This window comes from Burkholderia sp. S-53, assembly GCF_025560745.1.
GTDB lineage: Bacteria > Pseudomonadota > Gammaproteobacteria > Burkholderiales > Burkholderiaceae > Burkholderia > Burkholderia pyrrocinia.
Genome location: NZ_CP090484.1, coordinates 832,199 through 852,984 on the forward strand (window position 1 = coordinate 832,199; position 20,786 = coordinate 852,984).

A 20,786-nucleotide genomic window follows, 5' to 3' on the forward strand; every position below is an offset into this window, starting at 1 on the left:
GCTGCACGACAAATGAGAATCCTCTCGCCGGACGACGGCGCGGAACCACGCTCGGCCACCGGGCGACTTGTACAGCAACTCGTACATATTTTATCGGCCGTGCTATACTTGTGCGGTTATATGTACAAGTGAGGCAAATCATGCGCACGATTCATTTTTCGGATGCCCGCGGCAATCTGAAGACCGTCATCGATCAGGTCGTCGACGATGCGGACGTGACGCTCATCACGCGTCGCGATGCACCGAACGCCGTCATCATGTCGCAGGACTACTACGACAGCCTGATGGAGACAGTTCACTTGCTGCGCACGCCGGCCAACGTCGCCCATCTCGAACGTTCGATCGCGCAACTGCGCAAGGGCAAGACGAAAGAACACAAGCTCGCCGAGGATGATGAATGAGCGTACGCCGCGTGCTCTTTACTTCCGACGCGTGGGACGACTATGTTTATTGGCAAGGGCAGGATCGCAAGACGCTCAAGCGCATCAACCAGCTCATTCGCGAAGCCCAGCGAACGCCGTTCGAAGGCATCGGCAAACCTGAACCGTTGAAGGCCAATCTCTCCGGCTTCTGGTCGCGCCGTATCGACGACACAAACCGCCTGGTCTACGAGGCTGACGACCTTCAGATCAGCATCGTGTCCTGTCGCTACCACTACGAGTAGCGCCCCTCCGGAGCACTACCGTCTCCGCCTCACGGCGCCGCCAACGCGCAATCAGCCTTGCAATGCTTCAGCGGAAGCGGCCCGGCTTTCATGCGTCGCGCGCCGGCCGGCAACGCGCGTTGCACGTGCCCGCTTACCCGCACACGCATTTCGGTGGATCATGTAGCCCGTGCCGGCCTTTTGCGACCGACCGCGCACGCCGCCAACGACAGACAGGAAGGAGACACCTCGATGCGCAACCGTGCTGCACTCACCGCCCCTGCCACCCGCCGCCCCTTTCCCCGCCACGCCGCGTTCTGGCTCGCCGCCGTCGCGCTCGCGTCCGCCGCGCTGCCGGCCGAAGCGACCGAACTGCGCGTGATGATCTCCGGCGGCTTCACTGCTGCGTACAAGCAGCTCGGCCCCGGCTTCACGGCCGCATCCGGCGACACGCTCGAGACAATCTCCGGCCCGTCGATGGGCCAGTCGAAGGAAGCGATTCCGAACCGCCTCGCGCACGGCGAGAAAGCCGACGTGCTGATCATGGTCGGCTACGCGCTCGACCGGCTGATCAAGGAAGGCAAGGTGATTCCCGCCTCGCGCGTCGAACTCGCCGATTCGCGGATCGGCATGGTCGTGCGCGCCGGCGCGCCGAAGCCCGACATCGGCACCGTCGAACAATTGAAGGACGTGCTGCTGCACGCGAAATCGGTCGCGTATTCGGACAGCGCGAGCGGCGTCTACGTCGAGAAGGAAATGTTCAGGAAGCTCGGCGTCGAGGATCAGGTGAAGCCGAAGGCGACGATGGTGCCACGCATCCCCGTCGCATCCGTCGTCGCGAACGGCGACTACGAAATCGGCTTCCAGCAGGTCAGCGAATTGCTGCCGGTGCCGGGCGTCACGTATGCGGGCAAGGTGCCCGAATCCGTGCAGTCGGTCACGCGCTTCGCGGGCGGTATTCCGGTCGGCGCGGATCATCCGGACGATGCGAAGAAGCTGCTCGACTATCTCGCGTCGCCGCAGGCGCAGCCGGTCGTGCAGGCGACGGGACTCGATTCGGTGACAATGTCGCCCAGCCAATAAACCCGCCACACCGCATCATGCCCTACCGCCTCATCGCATTCGACTTCGACGGCACGCTCGCCGATTCGCTCGACAGCTTTCTCGCGGCGCTGTCGGAAGCGTCGCGCCTGCACGGCTTTCGCGACGCCACGCCCGAGCTGCGTCCGGCGCTGCGCGGCATGTCGGCGCGCGACATCATCCGCGCGCTCGACGTGCCGATGTGGAAAGTGCCGCGCGTGACGATCGACATGCGCCGCCTGATGCGGCCGCGCGTCGCGCAAGTGATGCTGTTCCCCGGCGTCGACGACACGTTCGACGCGCTGGCCGCGCGCGGCATCCGCATCGCGATCGCGACGTCGAACAGCGAGGACATCGTGCGCGACCGGCTCGGCCCGCGCGCCAGCGGCCGCGTCGACACCTTCGCGTGCGGCATTCCGCTGTTCGGCAAGGCACGTCGTCTGCGCGCGCTCGTTCGCGAGGCCGGCGTGCGCGCCGATGAAGTGCTGTATGTCGGCGACGAGATCCGCGACGCCGACGCGGCACGACGCGCGCACATCGCCTTCCAGGGTGTCGCGTGGGGCTACACCGCACCCGACGCGTTGCAGGCCCATTGCGCGACGCCGCTGCTGCCGCGCCTCGATGCACTGCTCGATCGCGTGTGACGCGCTCAAGCGCATTGCATGCTCGAGTCCGTACGTCGTTCGGCACGCGCAACACGGCAACAGCGGCACGACGATGAAATACATATGACACGCACGTGCATCCCGCACGCCGCATGCACGCAAAAATTGCCGCCGCCGCGCATGCACCAGGTACGCAATACCGGTACGCGCACCGGCTCATCGATTCGTCTTACCAACCGTTACACAAACCACAGCACGGTTGCACCTGCTACCCGACCGCTCTCCTAGAATCAGTCGGGCCGGGACACACTTCGACCGGCGCCGCGGCAGAGCGGCGGTCGAATCCGGCCCGGGCGCGCCCGGTCTCTCGCACAGCTACGGATCACGTCATCCGTTTTTTAACCAGAGCCCCGATCGAAAGGAGGTCCCATGAACCGCTTTCCCCACATCTCGCGCCTTGCATTGTCTGCCGCTGGCCTGCTTCTCGTCGCCGTGACGGCGACCGCGCAAACCGCGCAACCGGCACCCGCCGCGCCGGCCGCCGCCGCGACGCGCATTCACGAAGCCGATCAGGCCTTCATCACGGACGGCACGAAGACCGTGTCGACGCAGCACGACGCGGCACGCATCGCCGATGCGCGCACGTCGGACAGCCAGGTGAAGGCCTTCGCGCAACGCGTGTCGACCGACGATGAAAAGATCATCCAGGCGATGCGCGCGGCCAGCCCGCGCGGCATCGACGTGCCGGCCAACGACCCCGACACGGCCGTGCTGAACAGCATCAAGAGCCTGCGCGGCGCCGAGTTCGACAAGGCGTATATCGAGCAGGTCGCGCTCGCCGGCGAGCAGAAGGCGATCTCGGCTTTCCAGGCCGAAATCGCATCGGGCCGCGACACGAAGCTGAAGGAAGTCGCACGCCAGTCGCTGCCGATCCTGCAGAAGCACTACGCGGACGCGCAGAAACTCGCGGAGCGTCACCACCTCGCATCGGCGCAGTAACGCGATGCAGCGCCGCGCGTCGCGCGCGGCGCACCGCTTTCCCCTGTCGTCGCGCGGCCACCTTCGCTGCCGCTGCGCGATGCACGTCTGACCATCCGACCCGCGAATACGCGCGCCGCACGTCACGCATCACGCGCTACGTCGCGAGCTTCGCCATCAGCCGCGCACACACGTCCGGCCATTCTTCGTCGATGATGCTGAAGCGCACCGAATTGCGCTTGCGGCCGTCCGGCATGATCCGTTCGTGACGCACGATTCCTTCCTGCTTCGCGCCGAGCCGCAGAATCGCCGCGCGCGATTTCTCGTTCAGCTCGTCGGTCGTGAACTGCACGCGCACGCAGTGCAGCGTATCGAACGCATAGGTCAGCAGCAGCCACTTCGCCTCGGTATTCGCACGCGTGCGCTGCGCCGATTCACTCAGCCACGTATGGCCGATCTCGAGCTTGCGATTCTTGCGATCGATCTTCCAGAAACGCGTGCTGCCGATCACGCGGCCCGATGCGCGATCGACGATCGCAAACGGCATCACGGTGCCGGCCGCGCGCCCCTGCAATGCGGTATCGATGTATGCGTCGATCGTCTCCGCACCCGGCACGACCGTGACCTTCAGGTTCCACAACTGGCCGTCCGCAGCGGCATCGAGCAGCGCCTGCCGGTCGGATGCGTCGAGCGGCCGCAGTTCGACGCGCTCGCCGATGAGGGTCGGTTGTTCGACGGAAGATGAAGCGTCGGTCATGACGGATTTCCGGAAAGTGGCGACAACGGCGGCGAAACGGCCATCATACGGCGCTGTCAACCGAGGTGTCGGGCGAGCCGGCGGCGGATCGCCTTCGCCTCGCCGCGCAGCGCGTCGGCGAACGCATCGACGAGCAGGTTCTTCGGCCGGTGCTCGGGCACGATCAGGCTGACCCGGTACGGAAACGACCGCGTGAGCGGCCGCACGTGCAGGTCGCGCCCGACGAAATCGAGCGCGGTCAGCGGATTGACGATCGCGGCGCCGAGCCCCTGCCGCACGAACGCACACACCGACACGGCCGACGGCGTTTCGACCACCGAGCGCGGCGCGACGCCCAACTGCGCAAACGCCTCGTCGATCAGGATGCGGTAAGGATCGTTCAGCGACAGGCTCACGAACGGGCGATCGGCGAGATCCAGCAGGTCGATCGCGTCCTGCGCGAGCAGCGGATGGCCGTCGGGCAGCACGCACACTTCGTCGACTTCGAGCAGCGGCGTGAGCACGGTGCCGGCCGGCGCGACGTCGTGCTCGGTCAGCCCGACGTCGTACCGCTGCGCGGTCAGCCACTCTTCGAGCATCGGCGATTCCTGCGTCTCGACCGACACGCTGACGCCCGCGTGCGCTTCGTGGAAACGCCGGCACGCGCCGGGCAGGATCGCATGCGAGAACGCCGGCAGCGCAATCACCGACAACTGCCCGTCGCGAAACTCGCGCAGGCGCGCAGCCGTCGCCGCGACGCGTTCGAGCCCCACATACGCGAGCCGCACGTCGTCGAACAGCGTGAGCGCGGCCATCGTCGGCCGCAGCCGGCCGTGCGTGCGCTCGAACAGCGCGAAGCCGACGACCTGCTCCATCCGCGCGAGCTCGCGGCTGATCGTCGGTTGCGACGTATAGAGCATCTCGGCCGCGCGCGTCGTGCTGCCGGTCACCATCAGCGCGCGAAAGACCTCGATATGGCGGTGCGTGAGCATGATCGTCTATATCGGAAATGAATCGAATGTCGAATAACATGCATTTTACTGTATAGCCGAACAGGCGCATCATTCACGCTATCCGTTCATTCGACCCGATTCATCCGCCATGTCCCTCGATTCCCGCCAGCTCGCGACGCTCGCGCAGCAATACGGCACCCCGCTGTGGGTGTACGACGCCGACGTCATCCGCGACCGCATCGCCCAACTGCGCCAGTTCGACGTGATCCGCTACGCGCAGAAGGCGAACTCGAACGTCCATATCCTGAAGCTGATGCGCGACGAAGGCGCGTGCGTCGATGCCGTGTCGCTCGGCGAGATCGAGCGCAGCCTCGCGGCCGGGTTCAGTCCTGCGGGCGAGCCCGAAGGCGTCGTGTTCACGGCCGACCTGATCGACCGCCCGACGCTCGCGGCCGTGCTGAAGCACGGCGTGACCGTGAACGCGGGTTCGCTCGACATGCTCGCGCGGATCGGCGAGCACGCGCCGGGCCACCGCGTGTGGCTGCGCGTCAACCCCGGTTTCGGGCACGGCCACAGCAACAAGACCAACACCGGCGGCCCGCAGAGCAAGCACGGCATCTGGATCGACGACGTGCCGCGCGCGATCGAGATCGTGCGCCAGTACGGGCTCAAGCTGGTCGGCATCCACATGCACATCGGCTCGGGCGTCGACTACGGCCACCTGTCGCAGGTGTGCGATGCGATGGTCGATCTCGTCACGTCGCTCGGCCATGACATCGACGCGATCTCGGCCGGCGGCGGCCTGTCGATCCCGTATCGCGACGGCGAGCCGCGCGTCGACGTCGGCCACTACTTCAGCCAGTGGGACGCCGCACGCAAGCGGATCGAACGGCATCTCGGCCACCCGGTGCGCATCGAGATCGAACCGGGCCGCTTCCTCGTCGCCGAAGCCGGCACGCTCGTCACCGAAGTGCAGGCCGTCAACCGCCGGCCGAAGCACGATTTCGTGCTGATCGATGCGGGCTTCAACGACCTGATGCGCCCGTCGATGTACGGCAGCTACCACGCGGTGTCCGTGCACACGCACGACGGCGAAATGCCCACCGGCCGGCCGCTCGTCGACCTCGCGATCGCGGGGCCGCTGTGCGAATCGGGCGACGTGTTCACGCAGGACGCGGGCGGCGTGGTCACGCACCGCAAGCTGGCGCAGCCGCAGATCGGCGACCTGCTGTTCCTGCACGACGCGGGCGCGTACGGTGCGTCGATGTCCTCGAACTACAACAGCCGGCCGCTCGCGCCGGAGGTGCTCGTCGATCGCGGCACGCCGCGCTTGATCCGCCGCCGGCAGACGATCGACGAACTGCTCGCGCTCGAGACGTTCGAGTAACACGCTTTCGTCGATACGAAAGCCAACGGCCAGGCTTGCCGCTACCGGCAAGCCTGGCCGTTTTGCTTTTCGGCGTGACGCAGGAGCACCGGGTCACGATCCGGAGCAACCGTCCGGCCGCACCGTAGCACCTGATGCTTCGCATCGTGCGCAACCGCAGCAGATCGCTTGCGCCACTTTTGTCACGCAGAGAAAAACATTCCACGGCGCGTGGAAAGTGCGTGCATCTTTGGAAACACATTCCTTTTTGATAAACCTAAGATTGCCCTCAGTCGCACAGCATTCTTGTCGCCGGATACGCATCGACGATGCACCGGCCTACCACTCTCGCAACGCTGCACGGGCAATCATGAACAGCATGCTTGAACTCTTCGCCGCACACCGGAACACGTTCGATACGTATGCCGCGCGGCCCGCTCACCTGTCACGCTGCGACCGCTCGCGCTTCTCGCGCCTTCATCCGCACTCGCGCCGATCCACCATCGCGCGCGAACGCATGCCGTAACGCACGGCATCACGCACGGCGGCTAACGACACACGCCGCCACGCGCTCCACCGATTTCCTGCTCACGGCGACGCCACCCGTCGCCGCGGCTTCGCACACCCTGAATTTTCGACGACAACCACGGAGACAACCATGAAGCACTTCACCCCGACGCTCAAGCAAGGCATCGCCGCCGCCCTCCTCTGCATCGCGGCCACGACGTCGCACGCGGCGGACCTGCTCGACACCGTCAAGCAGGCCGGAGTCCTGAAGATCGCGCTGGAAGGCACCTACCCGCCGTTCGACTACCGCAATGCCGACGGCCAGCTCGAAGGCTTCGACGTCGACGTCGCGAAGGCCGTCGCTGCTCGCCTCGGCGTGAAGCCGCAATTCGTCACGACCGAATGGAGCGGGATCCTCGCCGGCCTGCAGGCCGGCAAGTTCGACGTGATCGTCAACCAGGTCGCGATCACGCCGTCGCGCCAGCAGGCGCTCGACTTCAGCGCACCGTACGTGTATTCGTCCGCGCAACTGCTGCAACGGCAGAACGACACGCGCGCATTCAAGTCGCTCGACGAACTGAAGGGCAAGAAGGTCGGCGTGACGATGGGCAGCAACTACGTCGATCTCGTCAAGACGGTGCCTGCGATCGACCTGCAGGTCTACCCGGGCACGCCGGAGAACCTGCGCGACCTCGCGGCTGGCCGTATCGACGCGGCGGTCAACGATCGCCTGATGCTCAGCTACCTGATCAAGAACTCGCACCTGCCGCTGCGCCCCGGCTCCGTGCTCGCGGGCGGCGAGGACCGGATGGGCATTCCGTTCCGCAAGGGCAATCCGAAGTTCGCGAAGGCGATCGACGATGCGGTCGCGTCGCTGCAGCAGGACGGCACGCTGAAGAAGATCTCGATGCAATGGTTCGGCACGGATACGACCAAGCCGGTGACGCAATAACGCAGCCCGCCCCGAGCCCGCGCGCACGAACGCGCGGGCCGTCCGGCACACAATCAGGAGACACGTGATGGAAGCACTCGAACTGGTCGTTCATACGCTGCCCGTGATGGTCAAGGGCGCGGTGCTCACGCTGAAGTTCGCCGTGGCGTCGATGGCGCTCGGCCTCGTCGTCGGGCTCGTGATCGCGATCCTGCGCATCGGCAGCAACCGGCTCGCAGCCGGGCTTGCGCAGGGCTACGTCAGCCTGATGCGCGGCACGCCGCTGCTCGTGCAGATGTTCGTCGTCTACTACGGGCTGCCCGATCTCGGCATCACGCTCGATCCGACGACGGCCGGCATCTTCACGCTGACGCTCAACGCGGGCGCCTACCTGTCGGAAAGCATGCGCGGCGCGATTCTCGGCATCGGCCGCGGACAATGGGCGGCCGCGCACAGCCTCGGCCTCACGCACGTGCAGACGCTGCGCCACATCGTCTGCCCGCAAGCGCTGCGCCTCGCGGTGCCGAGCCTCGGCAACACGCTGATCAGCCTGATCAAGGACACGTCGCTGGTCTCGGTGATCACCGTCACCGAACTGCTGCGCTCGACGCAGGAAGTGATCGCCGCGACGTTCCAGCCGCTGCCGCTCTATCTCGCCGCCGCCGCGATCTACTGGGTGCTCAGCACGCTGCTCACGCGCCTTCAGGGCCGCGTCGAGACGCGCCTCGCGCTGCCGTCCACGCATTGAACGCGCGCCGGACTTTCATCCGAACCTCAACGACGGACAGAACATGATTACGCTCGACAACGTATCGAAATGGTATGGCAAGCATCAGGTCCTCTCGGCATGCAGCGCGGCGGTCGCGAAAGGCGAAGTGGTCGTCGTGTGCGGGCCGTCGGGCTCCGGCAAGTCGACACTGATCAAGACGATCAACGGCCTCGAACCGTTTCAGAAAGGCAGCATCACCGTCGACGGCACGCGGCTCGGCGATCCCGCCGCGAAACTCGCGCAACTGCGCGCCCGCGTCGGCATGGTGTTCCAGCACTTCGAACTGTTTCCGCACCTGTCGATCACCGAGAACCTGACGCTCGCGCAGATCAAGGTGCTCGGCCGCCGCAAGGACGAGGCCGTCGAAAACGCCATGAGGCTGCTCGATCGCGTCGGCCTGAAGGCGCATGCGCACAAGTATCCGGGGCAGTTGTCCGGCGGTCAGCAGCAGCGCGTCGCGATCGCGCGCGCGCTGTCGATGAACCCGGTCGCGATGCTGTTCGACGAGCCGACCTCGGCGCTCGACCCCGAGATGATCAACGAAGTGCTCGACGTGATGGTCGAGCTCGCGCGCGACGGCATGACGATGGTCTGCGTCACGCATGAAATGGGCTTCGCGCGGAAAGTCGCGCATCGCGTGATCTTCATGGACCAGGGTGCGGTGGTCGAGGACGCGGCCAGCGACCGGTTCTTCGCCGCGCCGCGCTCCGAACGCGCACGCGACTTCCTCGACAAGATCCTGCATTGACCGCGCTTCGGCCGCCACGCTTCGCCTCGCTTCGATTGATCGATTGATTGCCCCTCAAAGGACGATATCTTGAACCACCTGCATTCGACCGACACCGTTCTCGCCCACGAAGGCCGCTCGCACGGCCAGCCCGGTTCGCCCGTGAACCCGCCCGTGTATCGCCAGTCGACGCTGCTCTTTCACGGCACCGACGCACTCGACGCGGTGCGCGGCACGCCGCTCGCGTACGGACGTCACGGCAGCCCGACCACGCGCGCGCTCGAGAAGGCGCTCGCGCGCCTCGAAGGCGCACACGCCGCGCTGCTGACGCCGAGCGGCCTCAGCGCGATCACGACTGCGCTGCTCGCGGTGCTGAACCCCGGCGACCATCTGCTGATGGCCGATTCCGTGTACGACCCGACCCGCTCGTTCTGCGACGAGACGCTCGCGCGCCTCGGCATCGAGACGACGTACTACGATCCGGCGATCGGCGCAGGCATCGCGTCGCTGATGCGGCCGAACACGCGCGCGGTGTTTGCCGAATCGCCGGGTTCGCTGACCTTCGAAGTGCAGGACATCCCGGCCATCAGCCGCGTCGCGCACCGGCACGGCGCGGTCGTGCTGCTCGACAACACGTGGGGCACGCCGCTGAATTTCCGCTCGTTTTCGCATGGCGTCGACGTGTCGATTCATGCCGCGACCAAATACATCGCCGGACACTCCGACGTGCTGATGGGTGCGATCCTGACGACCGAGGCGCTCGCGCCGAAGGTCACGCGCTTCTACCGGCAACTCGGGATGACCGTGAGCGGCGACGACGCGTATCTCGCGCTGCGCGGCCTGCGCACGCTGTCGGTCCGGCTCGAGCGGCACCAGCGCAACGCACATGCGCTGACCGAATGGCTCGCGCAACAGCCGGAAGTCGCGCAGATCCTGTATCCGGCGCGGCCCGGCGACCCCGGCCATGCGCTGTGGCAGCGCGACTTCACCGGCGCGTGCGGGCTGTTCGGCATCGTGCTGCATCCGCAGCCCGACGATGCGGTGCGCGCGCTGCTCGACGGGATGACCTGCTTCGGCATGGGATATAGCTGGGGCGGCTTCGAAAGCCTGATCGTCCCGTCCAATCCGTCGCGCCATCGCACCGCGACGCAATGGGCGGCGACCGGCCCGCTGCTGCGGATTCATGCGGGGCTCGAGCATCCCGACGACATGATCGCCGATCTCGCCGCCGGTTTCGCGAGGATGCGCGCCGCTGCACTCGCGGAAGCCTGAAGTCCGGCGACGTCGTACGCGCCACCCCACATCACGTTTTCTTCAACGTTCGTTCCTCTCTCATAGCGAGACAATCATGAAAGATACGCTGTTCATTCTTCGCCCCGGCTTTTTCAAGGACTCCGAAGGTCCATTCTACTGCGGCGATTCCGTTTCCGTCGAAGGGTTGCTGAGCTTCTACCCGCAGCTTCGCGACGCCGTCGACGTCGAATACATCGACGCGCCGCGGCCGCGCCAGCCGATCGTCGCGCTGATCGGCGCGGACAACCAGTCGGCGCCCGTGCTCGTGCTCGGCGACGGGCACGCACCGAAGGACACCGCACTCGCGATTCGCGAGCACAATGGCCGGCGCTTCATCGATTCGCCGGCCGATATCCGCCGGTATCTGTCTTCGCAATACGACGTGGCGCACGTCGCATAAGCGCGCCGTTCCGTGCCGTCGAGCGACGGCACGGAGCGTGCATCACCCTGCGCGCTGCACCGGCGCCATTTTCGAGAAGTACTTCGCGCCCGCCACGCAGCCGACCACGACGACCGTCACGACGACCATCGACGGCGGCACCGTCTCGTGCAGCAGCCCGGCCGCCAGCAGGAAGCCAAAGAACGGCTGCAGCAGCTGCAACTGGCCGACGCCCGCGATCCCGCCGAGCGCGAGCCCGCGATACCAGAACACGAAGCCGATCAGCATGCTGAACAGCGACACGTACGCGAGCCCCCACAGCGCGGCGGCATCCACGCCGTCGAACGACGCAGGCCACGTAAGCCACGTGAGCGGCAGCATCAGCGGCAGCGACAGCACGAGCGCCCACGAGATCACCTGCCAGCCGCCGAGATCGCGCGACAGGCGCGCGCCTTCCGCGTAGCCGAGCCCGCACGCGACGATCGCGGCCAGCATCAGCGCATCGCCGACCACCGACGCCTGACCGCCGTTGCGCAGCGCAAACGCGGCCACCGCGCCGCTGCCGACGATCGAGAAGATCCAGAACGGCAGCCGCGGCCGCTCGCCGCCGCGCCACACGCCGAACAACGCAGTCGCGAGCGGCAGCAGCCCGACGAACACGATCGCGTGCGCGGACGTCACATGCTTCAGCGCGAGCGCCGTCAGCAACGGAAATCCGACCACGACCCCGAGCGCGACGATCGCCAGCGACACGGCCTCGGCCCGCGACGGCCGCTTCTGCTTCAGCACGACGAGCAGCAGCAGGCCGAGCGCGCCGGCGATCGTCGCGCGAGCGAACGTGAGGAACAGCGGGTCGAGCCCCTGCACGGCGACACGCGTCGCAGGCAGCGAGCCACTGAAGATGATCACGCCCAGCAAGCCGCTGAGCCATCCGTCGGTCGTCTTTTGCACGGGAAATCCTGAACGGGGAAAGTGGATGACCGATGATCCGCCGCCCGCGAAAAACGCGTAAGCTACAGCCCAATACAATCCGGACAAACTGTACTGGACAACCATCCGTACAGTTCATTCTTCGCCATGAGCCATTCAGCCCCGATTCCCGTTCCGCCCGCCCCGTCGCGCACGCGCGTCGAAACCGTGATGGACACCTTGCGCGCGCGGATCGCGAGTCGCGCGCTGATGCCCGGCGCGCGCGTGCCGTCGATCCGGATGATGGCCGACGCGCTCGGCGTGTCGAAATCGACCGTCGTCGATGCATACGAGCGGCTCGCGAGCGAAGGCGTGCTCGTCGCGCGGCGCGGCTCGGGCTTCTATGTGTCGGGCCACGCGCCGCCGCTCGCGCTCGCCGATCTCGGCCCGCGCCTCGACCGCGAACTCGATCCGCTGTGGCTGTCGCGCCAGTCGCTCGAGGCGGCGCCGACGACGGTGAAGCCCGGCTGCGGATGGCTGCCGTCGTCGTGGCTGCCGGACGAGAGCCTGCGCCGTGCGCTGCGCGCCGTGTCGCGCGACGAAGCCGACGCGCTGACCGACTACGCGACGCCGCTCGGCCTGCCCGCGCTGCGCCAGCAGCTCACCTGGCGGCTCGCGCAGCACGGCGTCCACGCGGAACCCGCGCAGATCATGCTGACCGACGGCGGCACGCATGCGCTCGACCTCGTGTGCCGCCTGCTGCTGGAGCCGGGCGACACGGTCGTGCTCGACGATCCGTGCTACTTCAACTTCCAGGCGCTGCTGCGCGCGCACCGCGCGCGGATCGTCAGCGTCCCGTACACGCCGAGCGGGCCCGATCTCGCGCGCTTCGAGCAGGTGCTCGCCGAGCACCGGCCGCGCCTGTACATCACCAACGCGGCGCTGCACAACCCGACCGGCGCGACCCTCGCGCCACCTGTCGCGCACCGGTTGCTGACGCTCGCGGCCGAGCACGGCCTGCTGATCGTCGAGGACGACATCTTCGCGGATTTCGAGAGCACGCCCGCGCCGCGCCTCGCGGCGTTCGACGGGCTGTCGCGCGTCGTGTCGATCGGCAGCTTCTCGAAGACGCTGTCGGCCGCGATCCGCTGCGGTTACATCGCCGCGCGCCCGGAATGGATCGAGGCGCTCGTCGACCTGAAGCTCGCGACGTCGTTCGGCAATGCGCAGATCGGCGCGAACGTCGTGCACCGGCTGCTCGTCGACGGCACGTACCGGCGCCATCTCGACAGCCTGCGCGCGCATCTCGCGGATGCGATGGGCGAGACGATCCGGCGCCTTTCGCGTGCGGGTTTCGGGATCTGGACGGAGCCGCGCGGCGGGCTGTTCGTGTGGGCGCAACTGCCCGACGGGCTCGACGCAGCGCGCGTCGCGCGCCACGCGCTGGACCACGACGTCGTGCTCGCGCCCGGCAACGTGTTCAGCGTGTCGCACAGCGCGACGTCGTACCTGCGCTTCAACGTGTCGCGCTGCAAGGGGCCGGCGGTGTTCGATGCGCTGGCGCGGGCGATGGAGGCGGTGCGGGCGGCGGAGCCTGCGCGCGTGCCCGCGGATGCGGGCAGACGCGTGCTGGCCGGTGAACGATGAAAGCCTGCAGCAGCGCGGTGGGATGCCCCGCCGCCTGCGTCACACTTCCCCCGCGTGCGCCCTCGCCCGCACCTCGGCAAACGACGCATCCACGAGCAAGCGCCCCGTATCGAACACCGTCTCGAGCGCCTCGTCCCATTCGCCTTCCAGCGCACGATCGTCCCACGCAACGGGCAGCGTCGTGGTCCGATACTCGCCGGTGCGGCGATTGCGCAGCAGCGTGAGCCGCCCCTTCTTCGAGCGCTTGCCCTGATCGGTGACCGGATCCTTGCGAACGTCGTGCCACACGCCGCCACGCCGGATCGCCGAGCACTTCATCGCAAAACGCTGCGTATCTCGGTTCACCTGCTGCAGCAACGCGCCGCCCATGCCGAACACGACATTGCCGGCCGCATATCCCGCGTCGTCGAGTGCGGAAAGAATCGCGTCGATCGACAGCTCGTCGACACCGTCGCCCTGGATCACGCGAACGCGGTTCAGCACGCGCCGCCCCTTGCCGTTCACGGTCGAGCCGAACGAAGCGTCGAGCGCGCACACGGTCTGCATCACGATCTTCACCGGATCGCCCGAATCGGGACGCACGACGAGCGTCGCGCCCGAATCGATCACGGCCTGCCGAAGTTCGCCGCCCCACAGCTCGAGCGCGGCGAACAGATCGTAGGAGTCCGACACGACCGACACGATCGCGCCGGGCAAGCCGAAGCGGCGGATCATGTTCCGGTACGCATCGGCCTCGCCTTCGCGCCCCCACGACGTGATCGTGCTGTGTTCGGCCGCCGGCACCGAGTAAGCCGCCATCGGCTCGCGATAGAAGCGGTTCGCGGCCAGCACACCGAGCACCGTGTCCGAGCCCATGAAGCTCACGAGATGCGCCGCACCGCCGATCGCGGCCGACTCCGCGCTCGACACGCCGCGCGCGCCGAAGTCGTGCAGCTTGAACGGCAGTTGCGCGAGATCGTCGTCGGTCTTTTCGAGGAAGCGGCGGATCGTCTGCCGCAGGTGCCAGCTGCGCGTCGCGACCGTCACCGGATACCAGACGCGCAGCAGCATCGTCTCGAGATACGACGCGAGCCAGAACACCTGCGGGTCGTCGCATTCGACGGTCATCAGCACGTTGTGCACCGGCACGACCGAACCCTCCGGCACCGCGCGGATCTTCACCGGCAGATAGCCATCGTAGCGTTCGACGATGTAGCGCCACCCTGCTTCGTTGAACGGCTCGCCATGCACCGTGAAGAAATCGCGCGCGTCGTCGATCATCGCGTGCGTGACCGGCTTGCACAGATATTCCTTCAGCAGCATCTGCAGGCCGAAGAACAGCGTGCGGTCGTAGCGGCCGCCGCGCGATTCGACGTACGAGAACATCGCCGACGCGTCGGGCGGATATTGCAGGAAGTGGGAAGCCTTGTACGAATCCGTGTTGAGGATCGGATTGGCGAGAACCGCGGCAAAGCCGCCGGGATCGTTTTGCATGGCTAGAGCTCCTCTAGGCCGTTGACGTGCCGCCGCGTCTGTCGCAGCGGACCGGAATGCGGGGAATCAGCGCGTCACAGCTTCCCCAGGAAGTGATACGCGATGTCGAAGTGATCCTCGAACATCACGTTGCGCATCTGCGCGAATTCGTTGAGCGGCACCCAGCGCGCCTTGTCGGCGTCGTCGCTGCCCTTCACGCGCGGCAGCTCGCCGGTCGGGAAGTTGAACAGGCACGCGTGCGTGATCGTGCGGCCTCGCAGCGAGCGGGTCGGGTGATCGAACACCTGGCGATCCTTGATCGAGCCGCGCAGCACAGGCTCCGGCAGCTTCAGTCCGGTTTCCTCGCGCAACTCGCGGATGCACGCCGCGTCGAGCCGCTCGTCCTGGTTCACGAACCCGCCCGGCAGCGCCCACAGGCCGCGGCCCGGTTCGCTGCGGCGGCGCACGAGCAGGATATGGCCCGAGTGCACGACCACCGCGTCGACCGTCACGAACGTGACGGGATACGGCGCGGCCGCCCACGCCTTGCGATACGCGGCGATGAATGCGGCTTCCGACTTCAGTTGCGCGAATTCCGGCTGCGTGCGGAAACGCTCGAGCCAGCCGAACACGGGTTCCGGCACCGCCCACTGCACGAAGCTGTTGGTGCGTTCGGCGAAATACTGGTCGCGGATCTCGGTGGCGGAAATGTCTTCGGTCGCATCGACGTCGACGAGTTCCCATTGCGGGAACATCCGCAGGTAATACGACGTGGCGTCCTTCTCGTGGCCGATCAGCCCGACCTTGCGCTGCGCGACGTCGCCGAGCGCGGACGCGACGGCGTCCTGCACCCAGCGCACCCAGTCGCCGTCGTTGTACGTCGAATCCTGCAACGGCGCGATCGTCACGCGGTCGCGCTCGGACGCGTCGAACAGCGAAGCCAGCATCTGGCGGCGCTCGTCGAACGAGAACGGATCCTTGATGGTGCGGGGCTTGTCGGTCGACCCGATCAGCACGCACACGCGCTCGGCCCGGCTCAGTGCCGACTTCAGCACGTTCAGGTGACCACGATGCGGAGGCTGGAAACGACCAATGAAAACGAGCGCGTCGAAGCGCCGGTTCTGTTGCGTACTCATGAGGCTCCCTCAAGAGATTGAAACGCTTCGGGTCTTTCCCGAAGGGTTGGATTGAATCCTAGGGGAAATCCCGGAGTGCGTCAATCGAGCACACGCTCGACTTGACCAAGTCTGAAGAAATGCGCGGCATTGGCGGGTTACACTCGATTTCATCCCAATCCGCGCCACGGCGCCCGCCATCATGAGGATCTCAGTCAGCCGGACCGTCGGCGTCGATCGCAGACGCCTCTTCACGTGGTCGCAGGACTACGCGCGGCGGCTCGTGTGGGACAGCTTCCTCACCGACGCCTATCTGCTCGACGAGACGACGGCCGACGTCGGCGTCGACGCGTTCTGCCGCAGCCAGTCGGGCGCGACGATGGTGTCGCGCTATATCTCGTACCGTCCGCCGCAGGTCGCCGCCGTCGAAATGGTCGAAGGGCCGAAGGTGCTCGAACGCTTCAGCGGCAGCTGGAACTTCACCGAACACACGCCGGGTTCGACCGAAGTGAAATTCACGTACCACTTCCGCGCGCAGCCGTCCTGGCTGCGCTGGCTGCTCGAACCGCTGATCGGCGCGTTCTATCTCGTGCAGACGCGCCGGCGTCTCGATTCGTTCAAGCGCTGGGCCGAAGCCGAAGCACTGCCGCGCTGACACGCACTGCCGCGCACCCGCGTGGCCCGGCGTGCCTGGGTCACTTCCACCACGCGCATTCGAACGCGCCATGGCCGCGCCATCGGGCATTTGGCGTTCGGACGGCCCGCACGCTAGCGTGCTCCGCCCTGTCCCATCGAGAACGTTTCCGCACCGGAATCGCGGCGCAACGTGACTTCCGTACCGGTCAGCCATCCTGACGATTTCAGGATCGGGCGCGCCACTGCATATAACCGATCGGCGCTGGCGCCATACAGGTACAGATAGCCGTCGTTGCCGTCGCGATGCAGTTCGGTTTCGCCAAGTTCGCCCGCGCCTGCCTGCCTCACCGCGCGATCCAGCCGGCGTTCCAGTGCATGAAGCCGCGTCAGGTCCTTCTCGTAGTAGTCGAAGTGGACCATCACGACCGGCCCGGGCGGCTTCGGCGGCAACTCCGCGGCAACGCTGCCGGTAAGCAGTGCAAAGCCGAGCAATGCGGCGAATCGAATTCCTGCACGCATATCGGCAACAAGTGTGAAGCGCTCGCTCACGCCGATGCACCGCCGCGCGCCACCTGCTGCCGGACCTGCGCCTGCGTGCCGAGCGCGGCGGCGATCGCATCGACCGCATCGGCCGCACGGGCCGCGCCGCACATGAACGCATCGACGGCCGCGAAGCGATGCTCGGGCCACGTATGGATCGTGATGTGCGATTCGGCGAGCAGCACGACACCCGTCACGCCATGCTCGCCGCCGAAATGATGGAAGTGCGCGCCGATCACGCGCGCGCCTGCCCGTTGCGCCGCGTCGGTCAGGATCGCTTCGAGCCGTGCGGCGTCGCGCAGCAGCGCCGCATCGATGCCGGCCAGGTCGGCCAGCACGTGCGAGCCGAGCGTCGCGCTCGGCGGCGCGATCCCGTCGCGCGCGGTCATTTGTGCGCCCCGTACGACGAGTAGCCGCTGCGCGCCGACGAACTGCCCCAGCCGCCGCCGCCCGAACCGCTGCCGCCGATCGATGCGCAACTGAACAGCGTGACGACGATCAGGCCGTAGACGCCATAGAGGATGAACCGGATCACGAGTTGCCTCCGTCCGATGCAAAGCCCTTCCACAGCCATTCCGGCAGCCACAGCACCAGCAGGCCGACCAGCACGTAGACGGTGCGGCCGCTGAACGAGAACAGCGAGCCCATGTTGAAGATCACGAGCAGCGCGCTGAACACCCACGGCAGCGGCGCAAAACTGTGCGGGCTTTTGCCGCCGAACAGGCCCGTCGACGCGGTGGCGCTCGTCGCAGCTGCGAGCGCCGGCGTGCCGAAGCGTTCGGCGAGCGCGCTGCCCGACAGCGGCCGCGCGCGCGACCACACGATCTCCGCATCGCTGCGCTCGCGCGTCAGCTTGTCCTTCTGCCAGCCGTAATCGATGATCGACGTGCGATCGCCTGCCTGCACGCGCCAGTTGAACGCACCGACCACGTAGACGACCTCCGATTCATATTCCTCGCGCAGGCGGTAGGTCTTGCCGCCGTCGGTCACGTCGGACTCGCTGCCGATCGTCGGCCAATGGTCGAGCACCTGCACGCGTTCCCACCGCTCTTCGCTCTGCACGAGCCACAAGAGGCCGCGCTTCGGATTCAGCAGCAGGTATTCGTCCCATGTCTCGTCATCGCCCGGCACGCGGCAACGCATCATGCCGATCACCGTGTACTTCACGCCGTCGAACGTGCCGATTGCACCGAGCTCCAGCGCACCCTTCACCGATTCGAGCTTGCGCTGCGCGGCGAACACGGTCTGCTGCTCGGCAGTGCACTGCACGCCCGCGTGACAACTGCCGCACACGACGTAGTCGGCCACGTTCGGCGCATAGGACAGCGGCGCGCCGCAGCTCGGGCACGCGAACGGCACCATCTTCGCGCCGCGCTTCTCGCGCGTATCGGTCTCGATATCGCGCAGCCCCGTGAACGCGAGTGCATCGAATTCCAATGCCTCGCCCGAATAGACGGCCGGGCTCCCGCCGTTCGAATCGGCGTCGGAATAATCGTAGGTCGCGAACGCGTTACCGGTACGCAGATCGACGACGCGCGCCTCCCAGCCGGCATCGACGCGGAACGGCAGCTCGCCGTCGCCGCCCGTGCAGCGCGCGGTGCGCACGTCGGACACGAGATACGCGCGGCCGCCGTGGTCGATGCGCATGCCCGCTTCGAGCGTGCCGAACGCGGGCCACGCGCCGCCGGACGCATCGTCGGGCTCGCGCACCGTGACCGCGTACTGGCCCGACGCATCCGACAGCCAGCCGAATGCGCCGTCGTCGAACACGACATACCACTCGCTCCACGCGCCGGCGTCGTAGGTCATCCGGATGCGCCCGAGCACCGTGAACGTGCGCTTGCCGTAGCGCCCGGCCGTGCCGATCTGGATCGGCGACGCATCGTCGAGCACCGTGGCAAGCTCGCCGATACGCTCGACGTCGGTGCCGCGCTTGAGCAGCGTGCTGCGGCAGAACGCGCAGACGGCCATCACCGCCGCCGCCGAGCGAAACTCGACCGGCGCGCCGCACTGGGGGCACGAAGTACTGAACATGCGCGACGCTTACCGCGTGAGCTTCGCGAGGATCTCGGCCTTCGCGCGCGAATATTCGTCTTCGGTCACGAGGCCCTTGTCGAACAGCGCCTTCAGCTGCTCGAGCCGCTGCACGTAATCGGTGCCGTCGGCCGGCGCGGCCGGCTGAGCGGCGGTCACCGGTGCTGCGACGGGTGCCGCCGGTGCCGCGGCCGGCGCCGGTTGCGCGGCGCCCGCGATCTGGCCGGCCATCGCCTGCCCGATCGCCGCGCCCGCGGCGAGCCCCGCGCCGATACCGGCAATGCCGCCCGGGTTCTGCGCGGCCAGCGGAATCGCCTGTGCGGTCTGGTATTGCGTGGCCCGCGCGAGATCGCCGGCCATCCCCGCGCCGATCCGCAGGTCGAGCGCCTTCTGCAACTCGGCCGGCAGCGACACGCTCTCGACCGCGAACGCATCGAGCGCGAGGCCGTAGCGCGTGAACACCGGCACCAGCGCGTCGGCGACGCGCTGCGACAGCAGCGACTGGTTCGCGGCCATGTCGACGAACGGCACGTCGGCCGAGCCGAACGTCGTGCTCAGCGCGGTGACGACCAGGTTGCGCAGCTGCTGTTCGAGATCGTCGACCGTGTATTCCGCCCGCGTGCCGCTGACCTCACGGTGGAACGCGCCCGCGTCGACGATCCGGTACGAGTAGATGCCGAACGCGCGCACCTGCACGAAGCCGAATTCGCGATCGCGGATCGTCACCGGCTGCGCGGTGCCCCAGCGCCGGCCGAGCTGCAGCCGTGTGCTGAAGAAATAGACGTCCGACTTGAAAGGCGACTGAAAGAGTTTGTCCCAGTTCTGCAGATACGTGAGCACCGGCAGCGTGTTCGTTTCCAGCGTATACAGCCCCGGCTGGAAGACGTCGGCGACCTTGCCTTCGTTGACGAAGATCGCGACCTGCGTCTCGCGCACGGTCAGCTTGCCGCCGTACCGGATTTCCTGGTCTTCCATCGGAAAGCGCCAGGCCAGCACGCCGTCGGTGGCTTCCGTCCATTGCAGGACGTCGACGAACTGCTTGCGGATGAATGAACCCAGACTCATGTCGGTCTCCTCGGACGCGTGGCGTGTCAGGTCAGGCAGGCGGCATTGATGATGCCGACGACGAGCGACGCGGTGCCCATCAGGCCGCCCATCGCGACGTTGCGATCCTCGATCGCATGATTCATGCCGGGCATCAGGCGTGTGAGCGCCGCATAGGTGATCAGTTGCACGGCCATCGCGCCGACGGCCCAGATCACGACTTCGCCGAGCGTCGAGTTGTGCGCGATGCTGGACGCGAGCGTCAGGCAGAAACCGATCAGCGCGCCGCCGAACGACAGCGTCGCGGCCGCGTTGCCGTCGCGGATCAGCGCCAGTTCGTCGAACGGGGTGACCTTCAGGTACACTGCCGCGAACACAAGAAGCAGCACGAACGCCGACAGTAAATGAACCGCATAGAGATAGGCACTATTCATTCTTTCCC

At 66.9% G+C, this 20,786-nt stretch carries 24 protein-coding genes; 13 read left to right on the forward strand and 11 right to left on the reverse strand.

Translation table 11 applies throughout. From position 1 onward, the window contains the following. Positions 1-140 precede the first annotated feature (140 nt). From LXM88_RS25925 to LXM88_RS25945, 5 genes are all read left to right on the forward strand, one after another. Positions 141-401, forward strand: a complete 261-nt coding sequence (locus LXM88_RS25925) for a type II toxin-antitoxin system Phd/YefM family antitoxin (RefSeq protein ID WP_262545466.1) — start codon at positions 141-143, stop codon at positions 399-401. Then, complete coding sequence (locus tag LXM88_RS25930; RefSeq protein ID WP_011354451.1) at positions 398-664, forward strand: Txe/YoeB family addiction module toxin; 267 nt, start codon at positions 398-400, stop codon at positions 662-664. Before LXM88_RS25925 ends, LXM88_RS25930 begins: the two co-directional genes overlap by 4 nt. Positions 665-895: 231 nt before the next feature. Continuing rightward, entirely contained in the window at positions 896-1,726 is an 831-nt protein-coding gene (locus tag LXM88_RS25935) for a substrate-binding domain-containing protein (RefSeq protein WP_262545467.1), read from the forward strand. Between the two features lie 17 nt (positions 1,727-1,743). Next, the gene (locus LXM88_RS25940) at positions 1,744-2,367 is read left to right on the forward strand and encodes an HAD hydrolase-like protein (RefSeq protein WP_262545468.1); all 624 of its coding nucleotides are present in this window, start codon (positions 1,744-1,746) and stop codon (positions 2,365-2,367) included. Positions 2,368-2,757: 390 nt separating this feature from the next. Then, positions 2,758-3,327 carry a DUF4142 domain-containing protein gene (locus LXM88_RS25945; protein ID WP_262545470.1) on the forward strand — a complete coding sequence of 190 codons (570 nt, stop codon included), beginning with the start codon at positions 2,758-2,760 and terminating at the stop codon, positions 3,325-3,327. Positions 3,328-3,463: 136 nt separating this feature from the next. On the opposite strand, the gene LXM88_RS25950 is transcribed toward LXM88_RS25945, so the two are convergent. Then, entirely contained in the window at positions 3,464-4,063 is a 600-nt protein-coding gene (locus LXM88_RS25950; RefSeq protein ID WP_262545471.1) for a GNAT family N-acetyltransferase, read from the reverse strand. Between the two features lie 56 nt (positions 4,064-4,119). Continuing rightward, positions 4,120-5,034 carry a LysR family transcriptional regulator gene (locus LXM88_RS25955; protein WP_262545472.1) on the reverse strand — a complete coding sequence of 305 codons (915 nt, stop codon included), beginning with the start codon at positions 5,032-5,034 and terminating at the stop codon, positions 4,120-4,122. A 109-nt stretch (positions 5,035-5,143) separates the two neighbouring features. Between LXM88_RS25955 and lysA the strand changes: the two genes are divergently transcribed. The 6 genes from lysA (at position 5,144) to LXM88_RS25985 (ending at position 10,988) form a co-directional block, all read left to right on the forward strand. Further along, a complete protein-coding gene (gene lysA, locus LXM88_RS25960; RefSeq protein ID WP_262545473.1) occupies positions 5,144-6,382 on the forward strand; it encodes a diaminopimelate decarboxylase in 1,239 nt (412 codons plus the stop codon). Between the two features lie 637 nt (positions 6,383-7,019). Further along, positions 7,020-7,820 carry a transporter substrate-binding domain-containing protein gene (locus LXM88_RS25965; RefSeq protein ID WP_047902753.1) on the forward strand — a complete coding sequence of 267 codons (801 nt, stop codon included), beginning with the start codon at positions 7,020-7,022 and terminating at the stop codon, positions 7,818-7,820. A gap of 67 nt (positions 7,821-7,887) precedes the next feature. Further along, complete coding sequence (locus LXM88_RS25970; RefSeq protein ID WP_262545475.1) at positions 7,888-8,547, forward strand: amino acid ABC transporter permease; 660 nt, start codon at positions 7,888-7,890, stop codon at positions 8,545-8,547. 43 nt (positions 8,548-8,590) lie between these two features. Continuing rightward, positions 8,591-9,316, forward strand: coding sequence for an amino acid ABC transporter ATP-binding protein (locus LXM88_RS25975; RefSeq protein ID WP_262545477.1), 726 nt, complete (start codon positions 8,591-8,593; stop codon positions 9,314-9,316). A gap of 69 nt (positions 9,317-9,385) precedes the next feature. After that, complete coding sequence (metC, locus tag LXM88_RS25980; protein WP_065501472.1) at positions 9,386-10,567, forward strand: cystathionine beta-lyase; 1,182 nt, start codon at positions 9,386-9,388, stop codon at positions 10,565-10,567. 76 nt (positions 10,568-10,643) lie between these two features. Then, positions 10,644-10,988, forward strand: coding sequence for a DUF3088 domain-containing protein (locus LXM88_RS25985; protein ID WP_262545478.1), 345 nt, complete (start codon positions 10,644-10,646; stop codon positions 10,986-10,988). 42 nt (positions 10,989-11,030) lie between these two features. Here LXM88_RS25985 and LXM88_RS25990 read toward each other — a convergent pair whose 3' ends face one another. After that, entirely contained in the window at positions 11,031-11,918 is an 888-nt protein-coding gene (locus LXM88_RS25990; RefSeq protein WP_047902749.1) for a DMT family transporter, read from the reverse strand. Positions 11,919-12,044: 126 nt separating this feature from the next. Between LXM88_RS25990 and LXM88_RS25995 the strand changes: the two genes are divergently transcribed. Further along, positions 12,045-13,523 carry an aminotransferase-like domain-containing protein gene (locus LXM88_RS25995; protein ID WP_262545481.1) on the forward strand — a complete coding sequence of 493 codons (1,479 nt, stop codon included), beginning with the start codon at positions 12,045-12,047 and terminating at the stop codon, positions 13,521-13,523. Between the two features lie 39 nt (positions 13,524-13,562). On the opposite strand, the gene LXM88_RS26000 is transcribed toward LXM88_RS25995, so the two are convergent. Continuing rightward, positions 13,563-14,996 carry a nicotinate phosphoribosyltransferase gene (locus tag LXM88_RS26000; protein WP_262545482.1) on the reverse strand — a complete coding sequence of 478 codons (1,434 nt, stop codon included), beginning with the start codon at positions 14,994-14,996 and terminating at the stop codon, positions 13,563-13,565. A 74-nt stretch (positions 14,997-15,070) separates the two neighbouring features. Further along, entirely contained in the window at positions 15,071-16,111 is a 1,041-nt protein-coding gene (locus LXM88_RS26005; RefSeq protein WP_262545484.1) for a bifunctional nicotinamide-nucleotide adenylyltransferase/Nudix hydroxylase, read from the reverse strand. A 181-nt stretch (positions 16,112-16,292) separates the two neighbouring features. Between LXM88_RS26005 and LXM88_RS26010 the strand changes: the two genes are divergently transcribed. After that, the gene (locus LXM88_RS26010; RefSeq protein ID WP_262545486.1) at positions 16,293-16,745 is read left to right on the forward strand and encodes a type II toxin-antitoxin system RatA family toxin; all 453 of its coding nucleotides are present in this window, start codon (positions 16,293-16,295) and stop codon (positions 16,743-16,745) included. A gap of 113 nt (positions 16,746-16,858) precedes the next feature. On the opposite strand, the gene LXM88_RS26015 is transcribed toward LXM88_RS26010, so the two are convergent. The 6 genes from LXM88_RS26015 to LXM88_RS26040 are packed head-to-tail and all read right to left on the reverse strand — an operon-like array spanning position 16,859 to position 20,778. Next, a complete protein-coding gene (locus LXM88_RS26015; RefSeq protein ID WP_262545488.1) occupies positions 16,859-17,218 on the reverse strand; it encodes a hypothetical protein in 360 nt (119 codons plus the stop codon). A 53-nt stretch (positions 17,219-17,271) separates the two neighbouring features. Then, positions 17,272-17,655, reverse strand: a complete 384-nt coding sequence (gene speD, locus LXM88_RS26020; RefSeq protein ID WP_262545490.1) for an adenosylmethionine decarboxylase — start codon at positions 17,653-17,655, stop codon at positions 17,272-17,274. Further along, entirely contained in the window at positions 17,652-17,801 is a 150-nt protein-coding gene (locus LXM88_RS26025; protein ID WP_262545492.1) for a hypothetical protein, read from the reverse strand. The genes speD and LXM88_RS26025 overlap by 4 nt, the downstream gene beginning before the upstream one ends. Then, positions 17,798-19,300, reverse strand: coding sequence for a DUF4178 domain-containing protein (locus LXM88_RS26030; RefSeq protein ID WP_262545493.1), 1,503 nt, complete (start codon positions 19,298-19,300; stop codon positions 17,798-17,800). The genes LXM88_RS26025 and LXM88_RS26030 overlap by 4 nt, the downstream gene beginning before the upstream one ends. Positions 19,301-19,309: 9 nt before the next feature. Further along, the gene (locus LXM88_RS26035; RefSeq protein WP_262545494.1) at positions 19,310-20,365 is read right to left on the reverse strand and encodes an SPFH domain-containing protein; all 1,056 of its coding nucleotides are present in this window, start codon (positions 20,363-20,365) and stop codon (positions 19,310-19,312) included. 26 nt (positions 20,366-20,391) lie between these two features. Beyond that, positions 20,392-20,778 (reverse strand): DUF350 domain-containing protein, encoded by a 387-nt coding sequence (locus LXM88_RS26040; RefSeq protein ID WP_011354425.1) that lies wholly within the window; start codon positions 20,776-20,778, stop codon positions 20,392-20,394. Positions 20,779-20,786 lie beyond the last annotated feature (8 nt).

Coding starts and splice junctions, on each gene's coding strand:
- LXM88_RS25925 (WP_262545466.1), top strand. CDS start 141: ATGCGCACGATTCATTTTTCGGATGCCCGCGGCAATCTGAAGACCGTC.
- LXM88_RS25930 (WP_011354451.1), top strand. CDS start 398: ATGAGCGTACGCCGCGTGCTCTTTACTTCCGACGCGTGGGACGACTAT.
- LXM88_RS25935 (WP_262545467.1), top strand. CDS start 896: ATGCGCAACCGTGCTGCACTCACCGCCCCTGCCACCCGCCGCCCCTTT.
- LXM88_RS25940 (WP_262545468.1), top strand. CDS start 1,744: ATGCCCTACCGCCTCATCGCATTCGACTTCGACGGCACGCTCGCCGAT.
- LXM88_RS25945 (WP_262545470.1), top strand. CDS start 2,758: ATGAACCGCTTTCCCCACATCTCGCGCCTTGCATTGTCTGCCGCTGGC.
- LXM88_RS25950 (WP_262545471.1), bottom strand. CDS start 4,063: ATGACCGACGCTTCATCTTCCGTCGAACAACCGACCCTCATCGGCGAG.
- LXM88_RS25955 (WP_262545472.1), bottom strand. CDS start 5,034: ATGCTCACGCACCGCCATATCGAGGTCTTTCGCGCGCTGATGGTGACC.
- lysA (WP_262545473.1), top strand. CDS start 5,144: ATGTCCCTCGATTCCCGCCAGCTCGCGACGCTCGCGCAGCAATACGGC.
- LXM88_RS25965 (WP_047902753.1), top strand. CDS start 7,020: ATGAAGCACTTCACCCCGACGCTCAAGCAAGGCATCGCCGCCGCCCTC.
- LXM88_RS25970 (WP_262545475.1), top strand. CDS start 7,888: ATGGAAGCACTCGAACTGGTCGTTCATACGCTGCCCGTGATGGTCAAG.
- LXM88_RS25975 (WP_262545477.1), top strand. CDS start 8,591: ATGATTACGCTCGACAACGTATCGAAATGGTATGGCAAGCATCAGGTC.
- LXM88_RS25985 (WP_262545478.1), top strand. CDS start 10,644: ATGAAAGATACGCTGTTCATTCTTCGCCCCGGCTTTTTCAAGGACTCC.
- LXM88_RS25995 (WP_262545481.1), top strand. CDS start 12,045: ATGAGCCATTCAGCCCCGATTCCCGTTCCGCCCGCCCCGTCGCGCACG.
- LXM88_RS26000 (WP_262545482.1), bottom strand. CDS start 14,996: ATGCAAAACGATCCCGGCGGCTTTGCCGCGGTTCTCGCCAATCCGATC.
- LXM88_RS26005 (WP_262545484.1), bottom strand. CDS start 16,111: ATGAGTACGCAACAGAACCGGCGCTTCGACGCGCTCGTTTTCATTGGT.
- LXM88_RS26010 (WP_262545486.1), top strand. CDS start 16,293: ATGAGGATCTCAGTCAGCCGGACCGTCGGCGTCGATCGCAGACGCCTC.
- speD (WP_262545490.1), bottom strand. CDS start 17,655: ATGACCGCGCGCGACGGGATCGCGCCGCCGAGCGCGACGCTCGGCTCG.
- LXM88_RS26030 (WP_262545493.1), bottom strand. CDS start 19,300: ATGTTCAGTACTTCGTGCCCCCAGTGCGGCGCGCCGGTCGAGTTTCGC.
- LXM88_RS26035 (WP_262545494.1), bottom strand. CDS start 20,365: ATGAGTCTGGGTTCATTCATCCGCAAGCAGTTCGTCGACGTCCTGCAA.
- LXM88_RS26040 (WP_011354425.1), bottom strand. CDS start 20,778: ATGAATAGTGCCTATCTCTATGCGGTTCATTTACTGTCGGCGTTCGTG.